The following is a 20944-nucleotide window of genomic DNA, read 5'->3' as shown; positions in this document are numbered from 1 at the left end:
CGGTGGCGTTTTCACATTCCCGCCTGGTTTACTCACGGTTTATGCCCCCTGGCTGATAATTAGCGTTAAACTATCAATGCCATCTATTTACTGGGAAAATCGAATGCGTGTACTCGTTGTGGAAGATAATGCCCTGTTACGCCACCATCTCCAGGTTCAGTTGCGTGAAGCTGGTCATCAGGTTGATGCAGCGGAAGATGCCAAAGAAGCCGACTATTTCCTGAATGAACACACTCCCGATATTGCCGTTGTGGATTTGGGCCTGCCTGACGAAGACGGCCTGAGTCTTATCCGTCGCTGGCGCAGCCATGATGTCACCTTGCCTATCCTGGTTTTGACTGCACGTGAAGGCTGGCAGGATAAAGTCGAAGTGCTGGGCGCGGGCGCTGATGATTACGTGACTAAACCGTTTCATCTTGAAGAAGTTGTCGCTCGTATGCAGGTATTGATGCGCCGCAACAGCGGTCTGGCGTCACAGGTTATTTCCCTGCCCCCTTTCCAGGTCGATTTATCGCGCCGCGAGTTGCTGATCAACGACAACCAGATAAAGCTCACCGCCTTTGAATACACCATCATGGAAACGCTGATTCGTAACAATGGCAAAGTGGTCAGCAAAGATTCATTAATGCTCCAGCTTTACCCTGATGCCGAACTACGCGAAAGCCACACCATTGATGTATTAATGGGCCGTTTGCGTAAAAAAATTCTGGCTGAATATCCCCATGAAGCTATCACCACCGTGCGTGGTCAGGGCTACCGCCTCGATCTGCGTTAACCATGAAATTCTTCGGCCGTATTTTACCATTATCACTTCGCGTTCGCTTTTTACTGGCGACCGCCGTGGTAGTCATGGTGCTGTCACTGGCCTACGGTGTCGTGGCATTAGTGGGCTACAGCATCAGTGTTGATAAAACCTCTTTCCGTTTACTGCGCGGTGAGAGCAATCTTTTTTATACATTTGCCAGCATTGAAAATGGCCATATGGATGTTGTCCTTCCAGACAACCTGAATCTGAAAACGCCGACCATGGCACTTATCTATGACGATAAAGGTAACTTGCTCTGGACCCAGCACAATGTGCCGCTTATCGTGCAGCAAATTAAAAAAGAGTGGCTCACCAGTAATGGTTTTCACGAGCTTGAAGCAAACTTCGATACCACCCACGCCTTGCTGGCAAACGATGAAAAGCTACAGACTGAACTAAAAAATTTTTATGACGATGACTATAGTGATGATGTCACTCACTCCGTCGCCGTCAATAAATACCCTGCCATGGGGAAAATGCCTGCTCTAACCATTGTGGTTGTGGACACAATTCCGCTCGAGTTAAAACGCCAGTACACGGTACTGAGTATGTTTGTGTGTGTGTTTATCGCCAACTTATTATTAGTCATCCCGCTCCTGTGGGTCGCTGCGCGCTGGAGTTTACGCCCGATTGAAGCCCTGGCCCGCGAGGTACGTGAACTCGAAAAACATGACCGTGACGCGTTAAATCCAGAAACCACGCGTGAGCTAACCAGCCTCGTGCAAAACCTCAACCGGCTGCTGCGTACCGAGCGTGACCGTTACCAAAAATATCGCACCACTCTCACCGACCTCACGCACAGCCTGAAAACACCGCTCGCCGTTTTACAAAGCACGCTGCGATCGTTGCGTACCAACAAGCTGGATATTGAGAACGCAGAGCCGGTGATGCTTGAGCAAATTAGCCGTATTTCTCAGCAAATTGGTTACTATCTGCATCGCGCCAGCATGCGCGGTGACAACGCATTGATTAGTCGTGAACTTCATCCCGTCGCCCCGTTACTCGACAGCCTTTGTTCAGCGTTAAATAAGGTTTATCAACGCAAAGGTGTGAATATCACGCTCGATATTTCCCCGGAAATTACCTTTGTGGGCGAGAAGAATGACTTTATGGAAGTGATGGGCAACGTGCTTGATAACGCCTGCAAATATTGTCTTGAGTTTGTTGAGATTTCAGGCCGCCAGCTGGACGACACACTGCATTTATTCGTCGATGACGACGGGCCGGGGATCCCAGAGAGTAAACGCGCGTTAGTGTTTGACCGCGGACAACGCGCCGACACCTTGCGGCCCGGTCAGGGCGTGGGCTTATCGGTCGCTCGGGAAATCGTCGAACAGTACGATGGTCAAATCAAGGCCTCGGGCGGCGAGCTGGGTGGCACGCGGATGGAAGTGATTTTTGCGCGCCAGCGTCCAGACCGAGAAGAAGATTGAAAATACTCCCGTAACCGGCAGCACCATCCGTTATAATCCTCGCAGGCTCCTTCACCTGCCGGATAATAATATGGACTATCAACTCGACCTAAACTGGCCCGATTTCATCGCGAACTACTGGCAGAAACGCCCGGTGGTTCTAAAACGCGGCTTCAAAAACTTCATCGACCCGATCTCCCCGGATGAACTCGCAGGCCTTGCCATGGAAAACGAGGTGGACAGCCGCCTGGTCAGCCATAACGAAGGCAGATGGCAAGTCAGCCACGGTCCATTCCAGAGCTATGATCACCTGGGCGAAAACAACTGGTCTTTACTGGTTCAGGCCGTTAACCACTGGCATGAACAAAGTGCACGCCTAATGCGCCCCTTCCGCGCACTACCGGACTGGCGAATTGACGATCTGATGATCTCTTTCTCGGTTCCAGGCGGTGGCGTTGGCCCGCATTACGACCAGTACGACGTGTTTATCATTCAGGGTGTTGGCCGCCGTCGCTGGCGTGTTGGGGAAAAAGTCGCCCTGAAACAGCACTGCCCGCATCCTGATTTGCTGCAAGTTGAACCGTTCGACGCCATCATCGACGAAGAAATGGAGCCGGGCGATATTCTCTATATCCCACCAGGTTTCCCACACGAAGGCTACTCGCTGGAAAACTCGATGAACTACTCTGTCGGTTTCCGCGCCCCAAGCGGCCGCGAGCTTATCAGTGGTTTTGCCGATTATGTGCTGCAACGTGAACTGGGCAGCCAGCGTTATACCGACCCTGACGTGCCTGCACGCCAGCACCCGGCTGAAGTTCTGCCGCAAGAGATGGATACATTACGCGAGATGATGCTGGGTCTTATCAATCAGCCTGAGCACTTCAAAACCTGGTTTGGTGAGTTTGTCTCCCAATCACGCCACGAACTTGACGTCGCTCCGCCAGAACCGCCGTATCAGCCTGATGAGATTTACGACGCGCTGAAACAGGGTGACGCCATTACTCGTTTGGGCGGGTTGCGCGTGCTGCGCATTGCCGATGAGATTTACGTCAACGGCGAGAAAATTGACAGCCCACACCGCCCGGCTCTTGAGGCACTGGCAAGCAACATCACACTGAAAGCAGAAATGTTTGGTGATGCGCTCGAAGACCCGTCGTTCCTCGCCATGCTGGCCGCACTGGTTAACAGCGGTTACTGGTATTTCGAGGATTAATATCGTTAACCCTCTCCCGCCTTCTCAGCCACCTAATGGCTGAGAAGGCGGTAACGCTACGTTTAATGAATGGCAGGAATGACTTCTCCACCAATCATCGCCAACCCGTCTGTCGTGCGGATAAAGCGCGGCGCTTTCAAATCCTCAGCCAGCATAGTCAGTAATTCAAATAACAATTCGCTGATCTGTTCCTGCTGCTCAGGCATTATTTGCTGGTTCAATAAAATCATGGTTAATGCAGAACAATATTCACAGGTGGTCTCTGAATCTGTTGAAACTGGACTGCGGCATTCAGCAAAATTATTTTCATTCACCGTTAATTGTTCAATTAGATGTTTTGGCAACGGCGTCTTTAAAACTACTTTCAGTACATTCAACCCCGCCAGTAAACGCCCGCACAACGCTATATATTCAGCGTGATTATGAACTTCGATTAATTCATCAGCATAACGTTGGCAAATATCCACAACCTGAAATAAATCATGCATGGCACCCAGCGGTATTTTTAATAAAGCTGCGATGCTCCCTGCAATAACGGATTGATCGGCAGTGAATTCAGGGCGTACAAATGTGTTACTATCGGCGATAGCCATAGCGTGACTCCTGTGAAGTTTACGTTGTGGTTAGCCCTCGTTTGGTGTTACAGCACCATTCGGGGGCGATTCTTTAATACACGCCATACTTTCAGTCAGTGGCACTGTATAAGTCAACAGTGGAAACGTGGTTAATTATTGGAAACCGAAAATCTTCGGCGCAAATCACAATATAGTGAAAATTGATGTGGGAATTTGCGGATGCATTATTTTTCCATTTGAATGCAATATTCATAAACACATTACAAACATTCCCGAACGTTAATTAATACGACAAATAAAAAGCTCTAGATACAAAATGAAAATTGTATTTATGATCTTGCTCAACAACAATTTTATATATGAGGAATATAACTATTGGACAGCAACTCTCGCTGTAAACAAATAAGGATATAGAAATGCCAGTTTATGCAAATAGAGGCGGTAATTCTGGAGTGGTGTCTTATGAAACGACTCCCAACTCTATAACAGTAAAGTTCAAGGATGGATGGAAATACGTTTACGATGAAAACAAACCGGGTACTGCAATTGTCACTAAGATGAAGGAACTCGCTCAAGCAGGACATGGCTTGAATAGTTATATAAGTACCGTGGTCAAAAGCAATTTTTCAAGTAAGTATCGTTAGTTACAATCTTGAGGGTGAGTAGACTTACCACCCTCATTTTTATTGCAATGAAATAAGATGCTTACCACAAATTACAACCAACACCCCATCCAATCACCCCTGCTTCGCCGTCAGTTCCGCAATCCTGACAATCACCGCTACCGCTTTTTCCATCCCTTCCAGCGTCACAAACTCGTGTTTGCCGTGGTAGTTATAACCGCCGGTGAACAGGTTCGGGCAAGGCAAACCTTTAAATGACAGCTGCGCGCCATCGGTACCGCCGCGAATCGGTTTCATGATGGGCTCGATGTCGCAGTCGCGCATCGCCTGCTGCGCCACTTCGATAATGTATGGGTGTTCGGCGACTTTCTCGCGCATGTTGTAATAGCTATCGTCGATAATCAGCTCGATATAGCAATCCGGGTGCAGGCCTTTGCCCACTTTTTTGGCGATATCCATCATTTTGCGTTTACGTGCTTCAAACTGTTCGCGGTCAAAATCACGAATGATGTAGTGCATCTCCGCTTTATCGACCGAGCCTTTAATTCCGTGCAAATGATAAAAACCTTCGTAACCTTCAGTGCATTCCGGGTTTTCGTTAGCCGGTACTTCGGCATGAATACGTGCAGCAAGCGACAGCGCATTAACCATCACCCCTTTTGCAGAGCCTGGGTGAACATTGTTGCCGACAATTTTAATTGTCACAGACGCCGCATTGAAGTTCTCGCATTCCAGTTCACCTACGCCGCCGCCATCAACAGTGTAGGCCCAGCGTGCATCAAAGGCTTCAACATCAAAATGTTTTGCGCCTTTACCGACTTCTTCATCAGGAGTGAAAGCAACGCGGATATCGCCGTGGGGGATGTTTTTCTCTTTGAGCACCGTCATCGCCGTCATAATTTCGGCGATACCGGCTTTATCATCCGCGCCGAGCAGCGTTTTACCATCGGTGGTAATCAGGGTTTGCCCAAGCAACTGATGCAACACCGGGAACATCACCGGGGAGAGCACTTCATCGCCGATACCTAACGCAATGTCGCCCCCGCGATAGTTTTCGACAATCTGCGGATTCACATTTTTACCCGTGAAATCAGGTGCGGTATCGACGTGGGAAATGAAACCAATGGCCGGGACTTTTTTATCGACGTTGGTAGGAAGTGTACCCATCACGGTACCATGATCGCCCAGCGTCACATTCACCAAACCCATCTCTTCCATTTGCTCTTTCAGCAACCGCAACAACTTCCACTGCCCTTCTGTGCTCGGAACTTGTTTTACGCCCGGCTTGGACTGCGTGTCCAAAGAGACATAATGTAAGAAACGCTCAAGTAATTTATCCATGTCGCTACCCTCAATTTTTGTGACTTCATTATCAGTAAGCCACAAATGCAAATATTGCGTTAGGTCACTTTTAGCCTGCCAGAGTTAAAAATAGTCGTGAATTGGGTAACTGTTACCCATTGGTATTCAAATCCAGGCCACACTAAGGTATCAAGGATTGGCGATTTCAATGGTTTGCCGTAGAATGCCTGCCCTTACTTAACGTGCAAAACCGCAAGGTGGTTACTCACAAACCCCGCATCAGCCCGCAATTTGATGCGTCTTATATGGGACAGCGTAAAAAATTGAATAAACAGCAACGTTCGCTTTCACCGCTGGTAGAACTGGCGGGAGTAGGTAAGAGCTTTGATGGCAAAACCGTAATTTCTGATTTATCTCTCACCATCAATCATGGTGAATTCCTGACACTCCTGGGTCCTTCTGGCTGTGGGAAAACCACCGTACTGCGCCTAATCGCCGGACTTGAAAGCGTGGATTCTGGCAAAATTATTCTTGATAACCAGGATATTACGCAGCTTCCCGCAGAGCATCGCCACGTCAATACCGTCTTCCAGAGCTATGCTCTGTTCCCTCATATGTCCGTTTTTGAAAACGTCGCGTTCGGTTTAAGAATGCAGAAAACGCCTGCCGCTTCAATCACGCCCCGCGTGATTGAAGCGTTAAAAATGGTGCAGTTAGAGGAATTTGCCCAACGGAAACCCCATCAGCTTTCTGGCGGCCAACAGCAGCGTGTGGCAATTGCACGGGCGGTGGTCAATAAACCGCGATTACTACTGCTTGATGAGTCGCTTTCTGCGCTCGACTACAAATTGCGCAAGCAGATGCAGAACGAACTTAAAGCCCTCCAGCGCAAACTCGGCATTACCTTTGTATTCGTCACTCACGACCAGGAAGAAGCGTTGACCATGTCCGACAGGATTGTGGTAATGCGCGATGGTCGCATTGAGCAAGACGGCACGCCGCGCGAAATTTACGAAGAACCTAAAAACCTGTTCGTGGCGAGCTTTATAGGTGAAATCAACATCTTTGATGCGATCGTTATCGAACGTGTTGATGAACAGCGCGTGCTGGCGAGCGTCGAAGGCCGCGAGTGCCATATTTACGCGAGCATGCCGGTTACGACAGGTCAGCATCTGAAAGTGCTGCTGCGCCCGGAAGATTTGCGCGTTGAAGAAATCAACGATACTCATGTGGCCGAGGGTTTAATCGGTTATGTGCGGGAGCGTAACTACAAAGGCATGACGCTGGAATCTAATGTCGAGCTGGAAAACGGCAAAATGGTGATGGTCAGCGAATTCTTCAACGAAGACGACCCTGATTTTGACCACACGCTCGACCAGAAAATGTCGATTAACTGGGTTGAAAGTTGGGAGGTCGTGCTGGCAGATGAAGAGCTCGCGTAAATTCCAGAACCTTGTGATCGCCACTATCGTCGGTTGGCTGGTGCTGTTCGTGTTCCTGCCCAATCTGATGATCATCGGCACCAGTTTCCTGACGCGTGATGACGCTAATTTCGTCAGCATGGTTTTCACGCTGGATAACTACACCCGGCTTGCAGACCCTTTGTACGCGCAGGTTTTGCTGCACTCGCTAAATATGGCGGTGATCGCCACCCTCGCCTGCCTGGTGCTTGGCTATCCGTTTGCGTGGTTCCTCGCACGTTTACCCGAACGGGTGCGCCCGCTGCTGCTGTTTTTACTGATTGTCCCCTTCTGGACCAACTCGTTAATTCGCATTTATGGGCTGAAAATTTTCCTCAGCACCAAAGGCTATCTGAACGCGTTCTTGCTGTGGCTCGGCGTGATAGATACACCGATTCGTATTATGTACACCGAAAGCGCCGTCATTCTTGGCCTTGTGTATATCCTGCTGCCATTTATGGTAATGCCGCTGTACTCGAGCATTGAAAAGCTTGATAAGCCGCTGCTGGAAGCGGCGCGGGATTTAGGGGCCAGCAAACTTCAGACCTTTATCCGCATTATTATTCCGCTCACCATGCCGGGCATTATTGCTGGCTGCTTATTAGTGATGCTGCCTGCGATGGGCCTGTTTTACGTCTCCGACTTAATGGGCGGGGCGAAAAACTTGTTAATTGGCAACGTGATTAAGAGCCAGTTCCTGAACATCCGCGACTGGCCGTTTGGGGCAGCAACCAGCATTACACTTACGTTAGTGATGGGCCTGATGCTGCTGATTTACTGGCGAGCCGCCAGTTTGTTGAATAAAAAGGTGGAATTAGAATGATAGGTCGCCTGCTTCGTGGCGGCTTTATGACCGCTATTTATGCGTATCTGTATATTCCTATCATCATTTTGATCGTTAACTCGTTTAACAGTTCGCGTTTCGGCATTAACTGGCAGGGCTTTACCGGAAAGTGGTATAGCTTGCTGATGAATAACGACAGCCTGCTACAGGCCGCGCAGCATTCGCTGACCATGGCGGTGTTTTCTGCCACCGCAGCAACGCTGATTGGTTCGCTGACCGCTGTGGCACTCTATCGCTACCGTTTTCGCGGCAAGCCGTTCGTCAGCGGTATGCTATTTGTGGTGATGATGTCGCCCGATATCGTGATGGCGATTTCACTGCTGGTGCTGTTTATGCTGCTCGGGGTGTCGCTCGGATTCTGGTCGTTGTTATTCTCACACATCACCTTCTGTCTGCCGTTTGTGGTCGTTACCGTCTATTCTCGGCTGAAAGGGTTTGATGTGCGCATGTTAGAAGCGGCGAAAGATCTGGGTGCCAGCGAATTAACTATTCTGCGCAAGATCCTGCTGCCACTCGCGCTGCCTGCCGTCGCCGCTGGCTGGTTACTCAGTTTTACACTCTCGATGGACGACGTAGTCGTTTCATCTTTTGTGACCGGCCCAAGTTATGAAATTTTACCGTTGAAGATTTACTCAATGGTGAAGGTAGGTGTCTCACCAGAGGTGAACGCACTTGCCACCATTTTGTTAGTACTCTCGCTGGTCCTGGTCATTGCCAGTCAGCTTATTCTTCGTGATAAAACCAGGGGACATTAAAATGACTAAATGGCCACGCCACCTGCTCGCTGCTGGCATTCTGACGCTCGGTATGGGCGCTGCGCATGCCGACGACAGCAAAACGCTCTACTTCTATAACTGGACCGAGTATGTGCCGCCAGGCCTGCTTGAACAGTTCACCAAAGAAACCGGCATCAAGGTGATTTATTCGACTTACGAATCGAATGAAACTATGTACGCCAAGCTCAAAACGTATAAAGACGGTGCGTATGATTTGGTTGTGCCATCAACTTACTTTGTGGCGAAAATGCGCAAAGAAGGCATGATCCAGAAGATCGATAAAAGCAAACTGAGCAATTTCAAAAACCTCGATCCTGAAATGCTTAATAAGCCCTTTGATCCGAATAACGACTACTCCATTCCCTATATTTGGGGCGCGACGGCCATTGGTGTAAACAGTGATGCTATCGACCCGAAAACAGTGACCAGTTGGGCCGATTTGTGGAAACCAGAATATAAGCAAAGCCTGTTGCTGACCGATGATGCGCGCGAAGTGTTTCAGATCGCGCTGCGTAAGCTCGGTTATTCCGGTAACACTACTGATCCGAAAGAGATTGAAGCGGCTTATCACGAGCTTCAAAAGCTGATGCCAAACGTCGCGGCATTCAACTCGGATAACCCAGCCAACCCGTATATGGAAGGCGAAGTGAATCTCGGTATGGTGTGGAATGGCTCTGCATATGTTGCCCGCCAGGCTGGCACTCCGCTGGAAATTATCTGGCCGAAAGAAGGCGGGATTTTCTGGATGGATAACTTGTCTATTCCGGCAAATGCCAAAAACGTAGACGGCGCGTTGAAATTGATTAACTTCCTGCTGCGCCCGGAAATAGCAAAACAGGTAGCAGAAACTATCGGCTACCCGACGCCAAACCTTGAAGCACGCAAATTGCTGCCTAAACAAGTCTCCGGCGATAAAACGCTTTATCCAGATGAAGCGGTGCTGAAAAATGGTGAGTGGCAGAACGATGTCGGCGACGCCAGCACGATTTATGAGAATTACTATCAGAAATTGAAAGCGGGACGCTAAGTTTAGCGTTGATGTATCCCTTCACTCTAATCCCAGCCGTGAGCTGGTTTTAGAGTGAAGATGGTTCTTCGAAAGCGTTTTAATTACCCAATATTGACCGTTCAATTTTAATTTTATGAACGAGTTCATTTCCATGATCATCCTGTAGTTTATCTCATCAATAAGGTAAGCGTACAGTGTGTCCATCTATATGAGCCCTGACTTCACCAGAGCTAACATAAACTGAATCATTATTGTCAATACTTATTGAATTTATTAAAAATGAATACATTTCACCTTCAGAATAATTCCTCTCGCACATACCATCACTGTTTGACTCTATATCAAACATACACTCCACTTTTTTTTCTGTTAATGATAAAAAAGTCTCGTTAATATTTTGCAATACGAACCAATTTCTGTTAACTATTTTATAATCAAAAGTTTTTATAGCATAACTATTATCATTTGGCAAAAATGCATACATATCACTTAGGTTAAACTCTATAGAGATGCTTTGTGTCGGCTGGATTTCTATCCAGTCAGAAATTTTCGGGCTAAAATCAAATGGGCAAGATCCACTTAAATAATCCAGTCTGATATTCTTACTTGTCACGATGAATTTTTCACCACATAAAGCATCACGCGTCCTTCCTTTCCCGTCCTCCAACTGCATTGGGTAATATAATTTCGGAATAAAATATGATTGAACGCTATTGTTGTGAAAAACAAGTGTAGCCAAAACACTATCAGATAGTTGTTTAACATGTAATTTTACATTTATATCCTGCTCAAGATTTTTAGCCGACACCTCATACTCAGGTAAATTAGAGGAGGGGTAGATGATCGGTTTTCCATCGCTACTTCTTCGTTCAGAACCAAACCTGTAACTTTTGGCATAAATACTTTCACTAGCGAAGGACTGATACGACAATGAGAAAAAAATAATGTAGATTAATACGCGAATTAAAATAACCATTTAAAAACCCCAACATAGGAATGAAATTCAACTTACCAGATTTTTACTTTCTACAATATTGACCCCACATATTCCTCCAGCAATCCTATTCTTGAAACTATATCACTATTCAACAAGTCTTCATCCTTTGCATCTATATCATTATCATTTAATTTTATGTAGAAGTATCTTTCAATATTATAAGCATTTTCAAATAACTGCTCCTCCTTAGCATCTACTAGTTGTTGCGCTACTAATACATGCTTCTCATAACTAACCTCATCTTTATCACTTGTTGAAAATTTATTAGCAGCCGTATAATCTTGAGTCCACATTCCTCCTTTAGAATTATCCTTCCAATATTTAATAATATGTGATATTTCATGACAAATTGTACTTACATGAGAATCGTTACCTGTAACAAGAATTTTACTCCCTTTTCTTGATTCAAAGTGTGCACCTATGTTGATAATGTAGGGGGGATCAAGATCCGGACTAACAAAAGCAGCAAAACGCTCACATTTAGTATAATTCTTAAAACTATCCAGATTGAGCTCATTTGCTATTACCATTAGACGCCTAATGCCATCAGCCATTAAAAACCTTGCTTTTATCTGTCTTCCTGTATTCTCTCCATACTTCTTGACATTTACATAGTTATCTCCATCAAATCCAAATATTGTACGGAATTCATTCTTATCCTCCTTACTCCAATGTAAAAGATCATCACATCTCTCTAACAAAACCATTTTTGTTGCTTTAAGTGCTTTACGAATCATTATTTTAAATTTATCTGTAATCTCCTGATGTGTTACGCACTCGACTGGAATATTACTTGTATATGCACTTGTAGTTTTTTTATCGTCCATAATGCTCTCTAGGGTTAAAATCATCACCTTCTGCCATTAATAACTCAATGGTTATTTTCTTTCTGACATCAGTAATATAATTTTCTGTATATCCATCTTTGTCAGTAATACCTTGAAACTGCGTTCCATCCTCAAATTGAGCAATATAACGAGTACTTGCATATGGCACTCCATCATCATCTGTAAAATGAAATTTCATATTATATTCCCTTGATTCATCCTCATCTTTCGGCTCATCCTGCTCCCCTGAACCATCGCCACCAGCGGAGCCACCGCTCCCATCCTCATCTTCCGGCGGCACAGATCCTGAATAATCCTCATCACTCAAACGGCTCAGTACCACCGCCTGCCGGGTCTTCACAGGCGCTCCCGGACTTCCCCCACCGTTGAGATTGATTTTCAGCCCGGCGATGTCGATACCGCCGGGGTGGATGACCACAAACGAACTCCCCACTTGCAGCGTGATTTTGCTCCCGCTCTGCAACACGATATCGCCCTGCGCATCCACACCCAGCGCACCCGCCACTTTCTGCGCCAGCTCGCCTTTCACTTCCAGGCTGTGACTGCCCTTCACCAGGCTGATATGGTCTTTTGTGGTGTTGTGTTCCTGATTGCCTTTTACCGTGACTTTGCGGTCGCGCTCCACATACAGATTGTCATCGCGGCCGCTGTTTACCGTCCGGTCGCGGATGACTTTCAGCGTCTGGTCATTGCGTACGGTGATGCTGCGGTCGTGCGCCACGGTGATTTTCTGGTCATGTCCGGCAGCATTTTCCTTGCCGATTTTCACCGTCTGCCCCAGGCCGACCGTGACCTCCTGGTTATGGCCAATGGTTTCACTGTGGTCGACTTTCACATTCGTATCGCGGTTATTGAGCACCACCGTTTTCATGTCCTTCTGGGCATGCATCGACAGCAGCTCCTGGCCGGTCTGGTCCTCAAACATCAGTTCGTTGTATCCATTACCCTTATACGTCTGCGAGCGTATCGCCATCCGGGTTTTAGTCCCCGGCAGGTCGCCCGGTGCGCGGTTGGCAGCGTGATACGTCCGCCCGGTGATAATTGGCTGGTCGGGGTCGCCGTTGAGGAAATCGACAATCACTTCCTGGCCGACGCGCGGGATGGCGATGTTGCCGAAGCCGGTGCCTGCCCACGCCTGCGAGACACGCACCCAGCACGAGCTTTCCTCGTTGCTTTTGTTATAGCGGTCCCAGGCAAATTTCACCGTCACCCGCCCGTGCTCGTCGCAGTAGATTTCTTCCCCGGCAGGGCCGGTGACAATGCCGATTTGCGGGCCGTCCACCAGCGGTTTCGGTAGCGGTGCCGGTCGCCAGGTCTGCGTAGCCGGGATAACATGAAAACTGTTGGTGAGCGTGGTGCCCTGGCCGGCATTGCCGATATGCGCCTGCGGCTGGTTGCCGCTCATCTCGCACGACACCACCTGCCACGGGCTGTTTAAATCTTCCCGCGGATGGTCGGTGAGGGTGAACCAGCGCCCCGGCTGTAACTGCGGGCAATTACTGGTGCCGCGGGCAAAATCGACGTTATTGCGCCAGCCGTCCATCTGATATTTAGCAAAATCCGCTCCGTGCTGTTCATCCTTAAAACGCCCCGGATAGTCAAAGATTTCATAGTCCGGGCGCTGATACGACAGGTCTGCCCCTTCTTCCTGGTACTGTGCCTGCCAGTTGGGGGCGGTGAAGGTGTAATCCTGGGTAGTGACTTTGGCCGGGCGGATTTGCGCGCTGCGGCAAAAGGTGTTGATGCAGTACGTGGACGATTCCGAGGCGGCATTGGGGTTGTACGGGAAAGCCCCGAGGCCGCGCAGGTTGCAGCGGTCATCGGTGAAAGTCAGCTTCTGGTCTCTGTCGTCGAGATATTCATCCTCGAAGAAGAAAATGCCTTCTTCGGCGGCAAGACGGGCGATGAAATCGTAATCCGATTCCATAAACTGCACGCAGAATTCACGAGCCGGATGCGGGCGGCGGAACAGGGCGTCATGCGTGCGGATACGCATTTCTTTGAGCAGTTTGGCAAAAATATACTGGATGTCGTAATTCTGAAAACTGCGGCAGTTCTGCCGTTGTGAACTGCGCCAGAACTCCGGGCGCACCGTCATGCGGTACAACGTCTGATGTTTACCGCTGTCGCCCTGCTCGCAGAAGGTGACCAGGCCACGCACCCGGCGCTTAATCACCTCGCCCTGCCAGATGGTGAGCAACGCGTATTCGTCGAGAATGGCTTTAAAGCCAATCGCCGGGTCATTACAGGACACTGTGATATCCAGGCTGAACAGGGATGAGAGGGACTGTTTAAGCTTAAAGTTCACCACCGCAAAGGTGTCCGCCGGAGTACGCCCGGCGGTGAAGGTAAAGCGGGTGCCGTCAGTGGCCATGAGGGAAGTCCTTTCCTGTCCGTGGAGTTATTGACCAGAGCACATAGTTGAAATTGAACCATAACTCTGATAAATACAATTAAATCAATGATTAAGGAGATTGAAGGTAATCTGAACTGAATGAATTAACTGTGAGCAGAGTCACATATGCAGGGGTAAAGAAAGGTATGAAAATGAACAGCGAGAGTGAAAAATCTCCTTTTTAAATTGAGAGTGTTAGTTAGTGTTTGCGCGAAAAAATAAGCTGTTCCAGGAATCAAACTGACAATTTGAAGATTCAAGAATGGGTGAGACTATGCCTCACCCACTGTTTTTAAAGACCTTTCAACAACCGTTCCACATACTCCGGCACCACTTCGCTGGCTAAACCGTAGAACTTTTCCTCGAACTCACTCCCAACCTGGCTTGGCTCAAGATTTAGCTCAACGGTATGCGCGCCTTGCAAACGGGCTTCGTGCACGAACCCGGCAGCCGGGTAAACATGGCCTGATGTGCCGATGGCAATAAAGTAATCAGCTGTTGCCAGCGCCTGGTAAATCTCATCCATACCCAGCGGCATTTCGCCAAACCACACCACATGCGGGCGCAAGGGTGCAGAAAGCTGGCAACAATGGCAGCGATCTTGTGGGGTGACATCCCCTTTCCACTCAATCACTTGTCCACTCTGCGCACAGCGTACTTTCAACAGTTCGCCATGCATATGGATAATATTTTTATTCCCGGCACGTTCATGCAGGTTATCGATGTTTTGCGTCACCAACAGGAAGTGGTCGCCCAACTCTTCTTCCAGGCGAGCCAGCGCCAGATGAGCGGCATTAGGCTTAATTTCTGCCTGCTGGAGTTGTCGACGGCGCGCATTATAAAATGCCTGCACCAGTTCGGGGTCACGAGCAAAACCCTCTGGCGTCGCCACATCTTCTACCCGATGTTCTTCCCACAAGCCATCGGTGGCGCGGAAAGTTCTAATCCCTGACTCGGCGGAAATCCCCGCCCCGGTCAGTACCACTACTCGAGGTTTTTCCATCGCTTCAGGTCCAGGACTGTCTCTGAAAAAAGCGCGCTGACGTAAGCGCTGGCGGAGCAATCGTTTGGTTTTGCGAAACCGGCTTAACCGATGTTGACGACGCGATAGCATAATTTACTCCGTGAGATGGAGGAAAGCCGCACCACGCATACCGCCAGCATCGCCATGCCGTGCAGGTTCAATGCGAGGGACTTTTGCCACTGGTAATAAATACTTAGGCAAACGCTCAGGCAGTTGCTGATACATCTCAGTAAAGTTAGACAACCCACCGCCAATGACCACCAGATGCGCATCAATGGCGGTCAGCAAGCTGCCCAGGCAACAGGCCAACAGCTCAACAAAACGGTCAACGTGGGCAATCGCTTTATCATCGCCCGCACGATAACGGGCAACAATTTCTTTGGAATCCAGTGCTTCAGAGTAGAAGTGTTGGTAAACCCACGCAAATCCACGGCCTGAAAGATAGTTTTCGATACAGCCATGCTGACCGCAGCCGCAGCGTGTCAGGGGGATGTCACGGCCCAGCACATTCAGCGCGTCAACCGGCAAACGGGTATGACCAAATTCGCCAGTAATGTAGTTACGCCCGGTAATCGATTTACCGTTAACGATAATTCCGCCACCGACGCCAGTGCCGAGAATCAGCCCCATCACCACAGGATAATGGCGGAACTCATCATCCCAGGCTTCAGAGAGCGCAAAACAGTTGGCGTCGTTATCCATCCGCACCTCACGCCCGAGCATTGCGCTCAGGTCGGCCTGCACCGGCTTGCCGCTGGCTGCGGGAACATTCGCCGCATATAACGTGCCATCGTCCGTGACTGGCATGCCGGGAATACCAATGCCCACCGAGCCTTTAATACCGAAACGGCTATCCGCTTCTTCAACCATGGAAGCGATGGTGGTTAAAAAGTTCTCATAACTGTCATGCGGGGTGGGAAGGCGTTTTTCCCATTGCAGACGACGTTCACTATCGTAAACTCCAAGAGCCATCTTGCTGCCGCCAATGTCAAATCCGTAATACATTGCTTTGCTGCTCCCCTCAGTTTTTTAGAATTTATTGCCCACTCAGCACGCGCGCTGGATCGATATTACTGGCTCGGCGAGCCGGATACCAACTGGCGAGTAAACTCAGTAACAACGCTGTGATCAAGACATAAAATACGTCCAGCCAATGAAGTTCTGATGGCAGGAAATCAATAAAGTAGATGTCGCCGGACAGGAACTGGTGACCGATGAGTTTTTCAATCACGCGAATGATATTGGTCAATTGCCATGAAGCCAGCACGCCGACAATCACGCCACTCACGCTGCCAAATAGCCCCGCCAGCAAGCCGTACCAGACGAAAATTGCGCGAATCAAACCGTCTTTTGCCCCAAGCGTTCGCAACACCGCAATGTCGCTGCTCTTGTCTTTCACCGCCATCACCAGCGTGGAGACGATGTTAAAACAGGCCACGCCAATCACCAGCACCATCGCCAGATACATGATGGCGCGAATCATTTGAATGTCGCGGTACATATAGCCGTAAGTGCCAATCCAGCTTTTGATATAAACGTATGCGTTAGTGACTTCACCCGCATCGCGCACCAGTTGGTTAGCATTAAAGACATCGTTAACCTTAATAGCGATACCCGTGACACTGTCGCCCATGTCTAAATAACTCTGGGCGTCCGCCATTGGCACCATTGCAAAGCTATGATCGAGCTGCCCGCTAAGAGCCAGAATACCTTCAACCTGGAGGCGAACACGCTTTGGCTGCAAGAGTTTCGTGCCGCCATCGCTATTTGGGATCATGATGGAGATCCAGTCGCCCTGCTTCACTTTCAGGGCGTCGGCAACGCCTTTACCGATAATGATTTGTTGCTGCCCGGCTTTAAAGTTCTGCCAAGCATTGTTTTGCACATATTGCGGTAACGCGCTCAGACGAACTTCCTGAGCAGGATCAATACCTTTCACCTGAATGGCACGCAGATTAGGTCCGCTTTCCACCAGCCCGGTAAAGTTGATGTACGGTGCTGCGGCGGCAATGCCCTTCACTTTCTCAACGCGTTGTAAAACACCGCTCCAGTCGTGGAATGGCTGATTCACCGGCTCAATTTCGCCGTGCGGAACCACCGCCAGAATGCGGTTATTCAGCTCGCGCTCGAAGCCGTTCATCGCACTCAGGCCGACAATCAACACCGCCACACCCAGCGCGATGCCTAAAGTTGAAATAACAGATATCAGTGACACCATGCCGCTACGGCGACGCCCGCGGCTAAAACGTAAACCAATCAGCATTGACAGAGGCGACGCCATTAATCGGCTCCCATCAAAGTCAGCTCATGACTCAGGCGACCATCTTGCATTTCTAACTGGCGAGACATGCGCTTAGCCAGTTTCAGGTCGTGAGTGACCACTAAAAACGCGGTTCCCTGACGCACATTCAGCTCGCCCAATAACTCGAAGATGCTGTCAGCGTTACGCGCATCAAGATTACCGGTTGGCTCATCTGCCAGCACCAGGCGTGGGTTATTCACCAGCGCACGGGCAATTGCCACACGCTGACGCTCGCCGCCCGAAAGCTCAGACGGACGGTGATTACTACGGTGATCAAGCCCTACCGCTTTAAGCATTTCCAGTGCGCGTTGCTTCGTATCATCGGTATTGTTTTTGCCGATGAGCAGCGGCATGGCGACGTTTTCCATCGCCGTGAAATCTGGTAGCAAATGGTGGAACTGGTAGATAAAGCCCAGTTCGCGGTTACGCAGTTCGGCTTTAGCGGCAGACGACATAGAACTCATCGCCTTACCGTTGAAAATCACATCGCCAGAAGTGGGCGTATCCAGCCCGCCCAGCAGATGCAGCAAAGTACTTTTGCCTGAGCCGGAGCTGCCGACAATCGCCATTAACTCACCGGTATTAATGCTGAAGCTGACATCATGCAACACGTCCGTTTGCACTTTGCCTTCCTGATAGCGTTTGCACAGCTTGTCACACTGCAACAGGACAGAATTACTCATAACGTAAAGCCTCAGCGGGAAGTGTCGCGGCAGCACGCCACGACGGGTAAAGCGTGGATAACAGTGCGACAGCCATAGCAATAATCGCAATCACAATCACTTGTACAGGGTCAATAGCGACAGGCAGCGCGGCGCCATCCAGCAACGCGCCAATAATCGGCATCAAATTGTTCAGTTGGCTGGCAAGCAAAGCGCCTAATAATGCGCCCAACAAAGCGCCAATCACACCTGCGCTCGCCCCTTGCACCATAAACACCGCCATGATTTGGCGACGTGTTAATCCCTGGGTTTGAAGAATGGCGACTTCGCCCTGTTTTTCCATTACCAGCAGGCCAAGAGAAGTAATGATGTTAAATGCAGCGACGGCCACAATCAGGCTTAACAGCAGGCCCATCATGTTCTTTTCCATGCGCACGGCCTGGAATAGCTCGCCTTTACGCTCGCGCCAGTCTTTCCATTCGGTGCCTGGCGGCAACATTTGTTGGCTTAAAACGTCTACTTTCAGCGGTTCAGCCAGCCACAAACGCCAGCCGGTGATATTGCCTGCCGGGTAGCGCATCAGACGTGAGGCATCTTGCTGGTTCACCAGCATCTGGTAGCCGTCGACTTCACTGCTGGCCGCAAATGTACCAATGACCGTAAACAGACGTTGGCTTGGCAAACGGCCCATCGGCGTGAACTGGCTCGCTGACGGCACCATGACGCGGATACTGTCACCGCGTTTAATACCCAGTTGCCCAGCAAGTTGTTCACCGAGAATGATGTTGTATTTCCCGGCGACCAGGTCAGTTTGTTTCACGTTCACCAGAAACGGCGAAAGGGGATCTTTTTCTTCCGGTTTCACGCCCAACATCACGCCGACCGCGACACTGCGCGCGCTTTGTAGCACGACATCGCCAGTGGTCACGGGCGCAATACGCGTGACACCTTCGAGTTTGAGATCTTTAGCAGGGAGAGTTTCAGGGTTAATCGAGCCGCCGGGCGAAGTGATGATCGCTTGTGGCATTAGCCCAAGAATGTTGTTTTGCAGCTCACGCTCGAAGCCGTTCATCACCGAAAGCACCGTCACCAGCGCCATTACGCCAAGCGTAATGCCGATAGTCGACAGCCATGAGACGAAACGACCGAAACGGTCAGATGCTCGCCCACGCATGTAGCGCAGGCCTATAAATAACGCGACAGGTTGATACATGTATTCCGTCTTGTTGCAGTTGCGGATGCAAAGTTGGCGAGAAGTATATAAGCGATACCGTATCAAGTAAATGAAACGTAACGTTTTTTTGATATTTCAGAACATGCGAAATCCCTGTTAAATCAAACTCATAACATCTTGTTTTCGAAGTCAAAGGTGCGTTAAAGCGGTGATAAATTGTTCCTGCGGAATTTCCTAAATGCGCCAGATTCTTACAAAAACAGACAATTCAGGTAAAAAAATGCCGGGCAATCTTCCACCCTGAAGGCCAATACAGGGCAACAGAAGAAACTACTGGCGCATGAAAAACAAACAATTGTGGATAAATCATATCAAAGGGCTGTGCATTTGCCTGGTCGTAATTTACCACTCAGTGATCACCTTTTATCCCCACCTGGTTCAGTTCCAGACCGGATTCCCGGAATACGTCGCTAAAAGCTGGATTTACCTTAACTTGTATCTGGCCCCCTTCCGGATGCCGGTGTTCTTCTTTATCTCTGGCTTTTTGATAACCCGTTATATCGACGCCGTGCAATGGCGCGATTGTATTGATAAGCGCCTGTGGAATATTTTTTACGTTTTGCTGTTGTGGGGAGTTTTGCAGTGGCTGGGAATTTCGTTAATCAATCAGTGGCTGGCGCCGGATCTGGTACGTAACCCGACCTCTAACGCGGCATATTCAGAAACCCTAATCCAGTTTGCTACCAGCATGGCAAAAGCCAGCACCAGCCTTTGGTATCTTTATGCGTTAGTACTTTATTTCCTGGTGTTCAAAAGCCTGCGTCAATTCAGAGTCCCGGTCATATTGATGTTGTTGGCAATCAACGTGGTGATTAGCTTTGCGCCACTACCCTGGTGGGGCATGAACAGCGTGGTGCGTAATATGTGTTATTACGGGCTGGGCGCGTGGTTCGGTACGCAATTAATGACGGCAATGAAAGAATTTAACCTTCGTCAGCATCCCCTGATTTGTGTCGCTGCCGCACTGGTTTCAGTGGCGTTGTATCTGGTCAATGTTCCACTCGTGATTTCCCTGGTCTCAATTTTTGTCATCATGAAGCTGTTTTATGTGCTCGATAACTGGCGAGAAAGCCGCGCCGATGCGTTCCTCAATATCGTCGGTACCAATACGATTGCTATCTACACCACTCACCGCATCGTTATCGAAGCACTCAGTTTGTTCACCCTTGGGCAGATTAGCACCGGACGAATTTCCGATAACCTCTTGCTCGCCATTCTGATGGTTTACCCGTTTGTCAGCCTGGCGATTTGCACGGTATTAGGATTAGGTTTCAGGAAATTATCGCGTGCTGCGTTTGGTGACATGTTCTTTTCGCCGCCAGCCAAATTAGTGACCGCAACGCAGGCGCGTTAAGTCACACTCTGTGGACGATGAATCCCAGGTTGCGGTGCGATTGTGTTGCTAATACAAAACGATCGCGGATAATAATAAGCAACTTCTTGACGCGTCTGGTGGTCATTTG

At 49.2% G+C, this 20944-nt stretch carries 19 protein-coding genes; 9 read left to right on the top strand and 10 right to left on the bottom strand.

What is annotated here, in order from left to right:
- The first annotated feature begins 103 nt into the window (after positions 1-103).
- The 3 genes from phoP (at position 104) to M2371_RS09215 (ending at position 3430) form a co-directional block, all read left to right on the top strand.
- Positions 104-775, top strand: coding sequence for a two-component system response regulator PhoP (gene phoP, locus M2371_RS09225; RefSeq protein ID WP_034494686.1), 672 nt, complete (start codon positions 104-106; stop codon positions 773-775).
- A gap of 2 nt (positions 776-777) precedes the next feature.
- The gene (phoQ, locus tag M2371_RS09220; protein WP_259267512.1) at positions 778-2238 is read left to right on the top strand and encodes a two-component system sensor histidine kinase PhoQ; all 1461 of its coding nucleotides are present in this window, start codon (positions 778-780) and stop codon (positions 2236-2238) included.
- A 70-nt stretch (positions 2239-2308) separates the two neighbouring features.
- The gene (locus tag M2371_RS09215) at positions 2309-3430 is read left to right on the top strand and encodes a cupin domain-containing protein (RefSeq protein WP_259267511.1); all 1122 of its coding nucleotides are present in this window, start codon (positions 2309-2311) and stop codon (positions 3428-3430) included.
- Between the two features lie 62 nt (positions 3431-3492).
- On the opposite strand, the gene M2371_RS09210 is transcribed toward M2371_RS09215, so the two are convergent.
- A complete protein-coding gene (locus M2371_RS09210) occupies positions 3493-4023 on the bottom strand; it encodes a hypothetical protein (RefSeq protein ID WP_259267510.1) in 531 nt (176 codons plus the stop codon).
- Between the two features lie 398 nt (positions 4024-4421).
- Between M2371_RS09210 and M2371_RS09205 the strand changes: the two genes are divergently transcribed.
- Complete coding sequence (locus tag M2371_RS09205; RefSeq protein ID WP_172894791.1) at positions 4422-4649, top strand: hypothetical protein; 228 nt, start codon at positions 4422-4424, stop codon at positions 4647-4649.
- Positions 4650-4742: 93 nt separating this feature from the next.
- Here the strand turns inward: M2371_RS09205 and pepT are convergent, their stop codons facing one another.
- A complete protein-coding gene (gene pepT, locus M2371_RS09200; RefSeq protein ID WP_259267509.1) occupies positions 4743-5969 on the bottom strand; it encodes a peptidase T in 1227 nt (408 codons plus the stop codon).
- Between the two features lie 266 nt (positions 5970-6235).
- On the opposite strand from pepT, the gene potA reads away from it, so the two are divergent.
- The 4 genes from potA to potD are packed head-to-tail and all read left to right on the top strand — an operon-like array spanning position 6236 to position 10037.
- The gene (gene potA / locus M2371_RS09195) at positions 6236-7372 is read left to right on the top strand and encodes a spermidine/putrescine ABC transporter ATP-binding protein PotA (protein ID WP_259267508.1); all 1137 of its coding nucleotides are present in this window, start codon (positions 6236-6238) and stop codon (positions 7370-7372) included.
- The gene (gene potB, locus M2371_RS09190; RefSeq protein ID WP_121815390.1) at positions 7356-8213 is read left to right on the top strand and encodes a spermidine/putrescine ABC transporter permease PotB; all 858 of its coding nucleotides are present in this window, start codon (positions 7356-7358) and stop codon (positions 8211-8213) included. The genes potA and potB overlap by 17 nt, the downstream gene beginning before the upstream one ends.
- A complete protein-coding gene (gene potC / locus M2371_RS09185; protein ID WP_172894799.1) occupies positions 8210-8989 on the top strand; it encodes a spermidine/putrescine ABC transporter permease PotC in 780 nt (259 codons plus the stop codon). Before potB ends, potC begins: the two co-directional genes overlap by 4 nt.
- Before the next feature lies 1 nt (position 8990).
- A complete protein-coding gene (potD, locus tag M2371_RS09180) occupies positions 8991-10037 on the top strand; it encodes a spermidine/putrescine ABC transporter substrate-binding protein PotD (protein ID WP_259267507.1) in 1047 nt (348 codons plus the stop codon).
- Between the two features lie 157 nt (positions 10038-10194).
- Here potD and M2371_RS09175 read toward each other — a convergent pair whose 3' ends face one another.
- The 8 genes from M2371_RS09175 to lolC all read right to left on the bottom strand — a co-directional run bounded on the left by M2371_RS09175 (position 10195) and on the right by lolC (position 19460).
- Positions 10195-10995 (bottom strand): hypothetical protein, encoded by an 801-nt coding sequence (locus tag M2371_RS09175; protein ID WP_259267506.1) that lies wholly within the window; start codon positions 10993-10995, stop codon positions 10195-10197.
- A gap of 50 nt (positions 10996-11045) precedes the next feature.
- Positions 11046-11843 (bottom strand): peptidase M35, encoded by a 798-nt coding sequence (locus M2371_RS09170; RefSeq protein ID WP_172894804.1) that lies wholly within the window; start codon positions 11841-11843, stop codon positions 11046-11048.
- Positions 11833-14238: a type VI secretion system tip protein TssI/VgrG gene (gene tssI, locus M2371_RS09165; RefSeq protein ID WP_259267505.1), complete on the bottom strand. Its 2406-nt coding sequence runs from the start codon at positions 14236-14238 to the stop codon at positions 11833-11835. The genes M2371_RS09170 and tssI overlap by 11 nt, the downstream gene beginning before the upstream one ends.
- A gap of 313 nt (positions 14239-14551) precedes the next feature.
- Positions 14552-15373 (bottom strand): Sir2 family NAD+-dependent deacetylase, encoded by an 822-nt coding sequence (gene cobB, locus M2371_RS09160; protein WP_259267504.1) that lies wholly within the window; start codon positions 15371-15373, stop codon positions 14552-14554.
- 3 nt (positions 15374-15376) lie between these two features.
- Positions 15377-16288: an N-acetylglucosamine kinase gene (nagK, locus tag M2371_RS09155; RefSeq protein ID WP_259267503.1), complete on the bottom strand. Its 912-nt coding sequence runs from the start codon at positions 16286-16288 to the stop codon at positions 15377-15379.
- 31 nt (positions 16289-16319) lie between these two features.
- Positions 16320-17564 (bottom strand): lipoprotein-releasing ABC transporter permease subunit LolE, encoded by a 1245-nt coding sequence (lolE, locus tag M2371_RS09150; RefSeq protein WP_259267502.1) that lies wholly within the window; start codon positions 17562-17564, stop codon positions 16320-16322.
- Positions 17564-18268: a lipoprotein-releasing ABC transporter ATP-binding protein LolD gene (lolD, locus tag M2371_RS09145; protein WP_172894811.1), complete on the bottom strand. Its 705-nt coding sequence runs from the start codon at positions 18266-18268 to the stop codon at positions 17564-17566. Before lolD ends, lolE begins: the two co-directional genes overlap by 1 nt.
- A complete protein-coding gene (gene lolC, locus M2371_RS09140) occupies positions 18261-19460 on the bottom strand; it encodes a lipoprotein-releasing ABC transporter permease subunit LolC (protein WP_259267501.1) in 1200 nt (399 codons plus the stop codon). The genes lolD and lolC overlap by 8 nt, the downstream gene beginning before the upstream one ends.
- Positions 19461-19761: 301 nt before the next feature.
- Here lolC and M2371_RS09135 point away from each other — a divergent pair, with 301 nt between their 5' ends.
- Positions 19762-20835 (top strand): acyltransferase family protein, encoded by a 1074-nt coding sequence (locus M2371_RS09135; protein WP_259267500.1) that lies wholly within the window; start codon positions 19762-19764, stop codon positions 20833-20835.
- The last annotated feature ends 109 nt before the right edge of the window (positions 20836-20944 follow it).

This window comes from Buttiauxella sp. BIGb0471, from assembly GCF_024807715.1.
Classification (GTDB): domain Bacteria; phylum Pseudomonadota; class Gammaproteobacteria; order Enterobacterales; family Enterobacteriaceae; genus Buttiauxella; species Buttiauxella agrestis.
This window is presented reverse-complemented; position numbering and strand designations above follow the sequence as displayed.

Coding starts and splice junctions, on each gene's coding strand:
- phoP (WP_034494686.1), top strand. CDS start 104: ATGCGTGTACTCGTTGTGGAAGATAATGCCCTGTTACGCCACCATCTC.
- phoQ (WP_259267512.1), top strand. CDS start 778: ATGAAATTCTTCGGCCGTATTTTACCATTATCACTTCGCGTTCGCTTT.
- M2371_RS09215 (WP_259267511.1), top strand. CDS start 2,309: ATGGACTATCAACTCGACCTAAACTGGCCCGATTTCATCGCGAACTAC.
- M2371_RS09210 (WP_259267510.1), bottom strand. CDS start 4,023: ATGGCTATCGCCGATAGTAACACATTTGTACGCCCTGAATTCACTGCC.
- M2371_RS09205 (WP_172894791.1), top strand. CDS start 4,422: ATGCCAGTTTATGCAAATAGAGGCGGTAATTCTGGAGTGGTGTCTTAT.
- pepT (WP_259267509.1), bottom strand. CDS start 5,969: ATGGATAAATTACTTGAGCGTTTCTTACATTATGTCTCTTTGGACACG.
- potA (WP_259267508.1), top strand. CDS start 6,236: ATGGGACAGCGTAAAAAATTGAATAAACAGCAACGTTCGCTTTCACCG.
- potB (WP_121815390.1), top strand. CDS start 7,356: ATGAAGAGCTCGCGTAAATTCCAGAACCTTGTGATCGCCACTATCGTC.
- potC (WP_172894799.1), top strand. CDS start 8,210: ATGATAGGTCGCCTGCTTCGTGGCGGCTTTATGACCGCTATTTATGCG.
- potD (WP_259267507.1), top strand. CDS start 8,991: ATGACTAAATGGCCACGCCACCTGCTCGCTGCTGGCATTCTGACGCTC.
- M2371_RS09175 (WP_259267506.1), bottom strand. CDS start 10,995: ATGGTTATTTTAATTCGCGTATTAATCTACATTATTTTTTTCTCATTG.
- M2371_RS09170 (WP_172894804.1), bottom strand. CDS start 11,843: ATGGACGATAAAAAAACTACAAGTGCATATACAAGTAATATTCCAGTC.
- tssI (WP_259267505.1), bottom strand. CDS start 14,238: ATGGCCACTGACGGCACCCGCTTTACCTTCACCGCCGGGCGTACTCCG.
- cobB (WP_259267504.1), bottom strand. CDS start 15,373: ATGCTATCGCGTCGTCAACATCGGTTAAGCCGGTTTCGCAAAACCAAA.
- nagK (WP_259267503.1), bottom strand. CDS start 16,288: ATGTATTACGGATTTGACATTGGCGGCAGCAAGATGGCTCTTGGAGTT.
- lolE (WP_259267502.1), bottom strand. CDS start 17,564: ATGGCGTCGCCTCTGTCAATGCTGATTGGTTTACGTTTTAGCCGCGGG.
- lolD (WP_172894811.1), bottom strand. CDS start 18,268: ATGAGTAATTCTGTCCTGTTGCAGTGTGACAAGCTGTGCAAACGCTAT.
- lolC (WP_259267501.1), bottom strand. CDS start 19,460: ATGTATCAACCTGTCGCGTTATTTATAGGCCTGCGCTACATGCGTGGG.
- M2371_RS09135 (WP_259267500.1), top strand. CDS start 19,762: ATGAAAAACAAACAATTGTGGATAAATCATATCAAAGGGCTGTGCATT.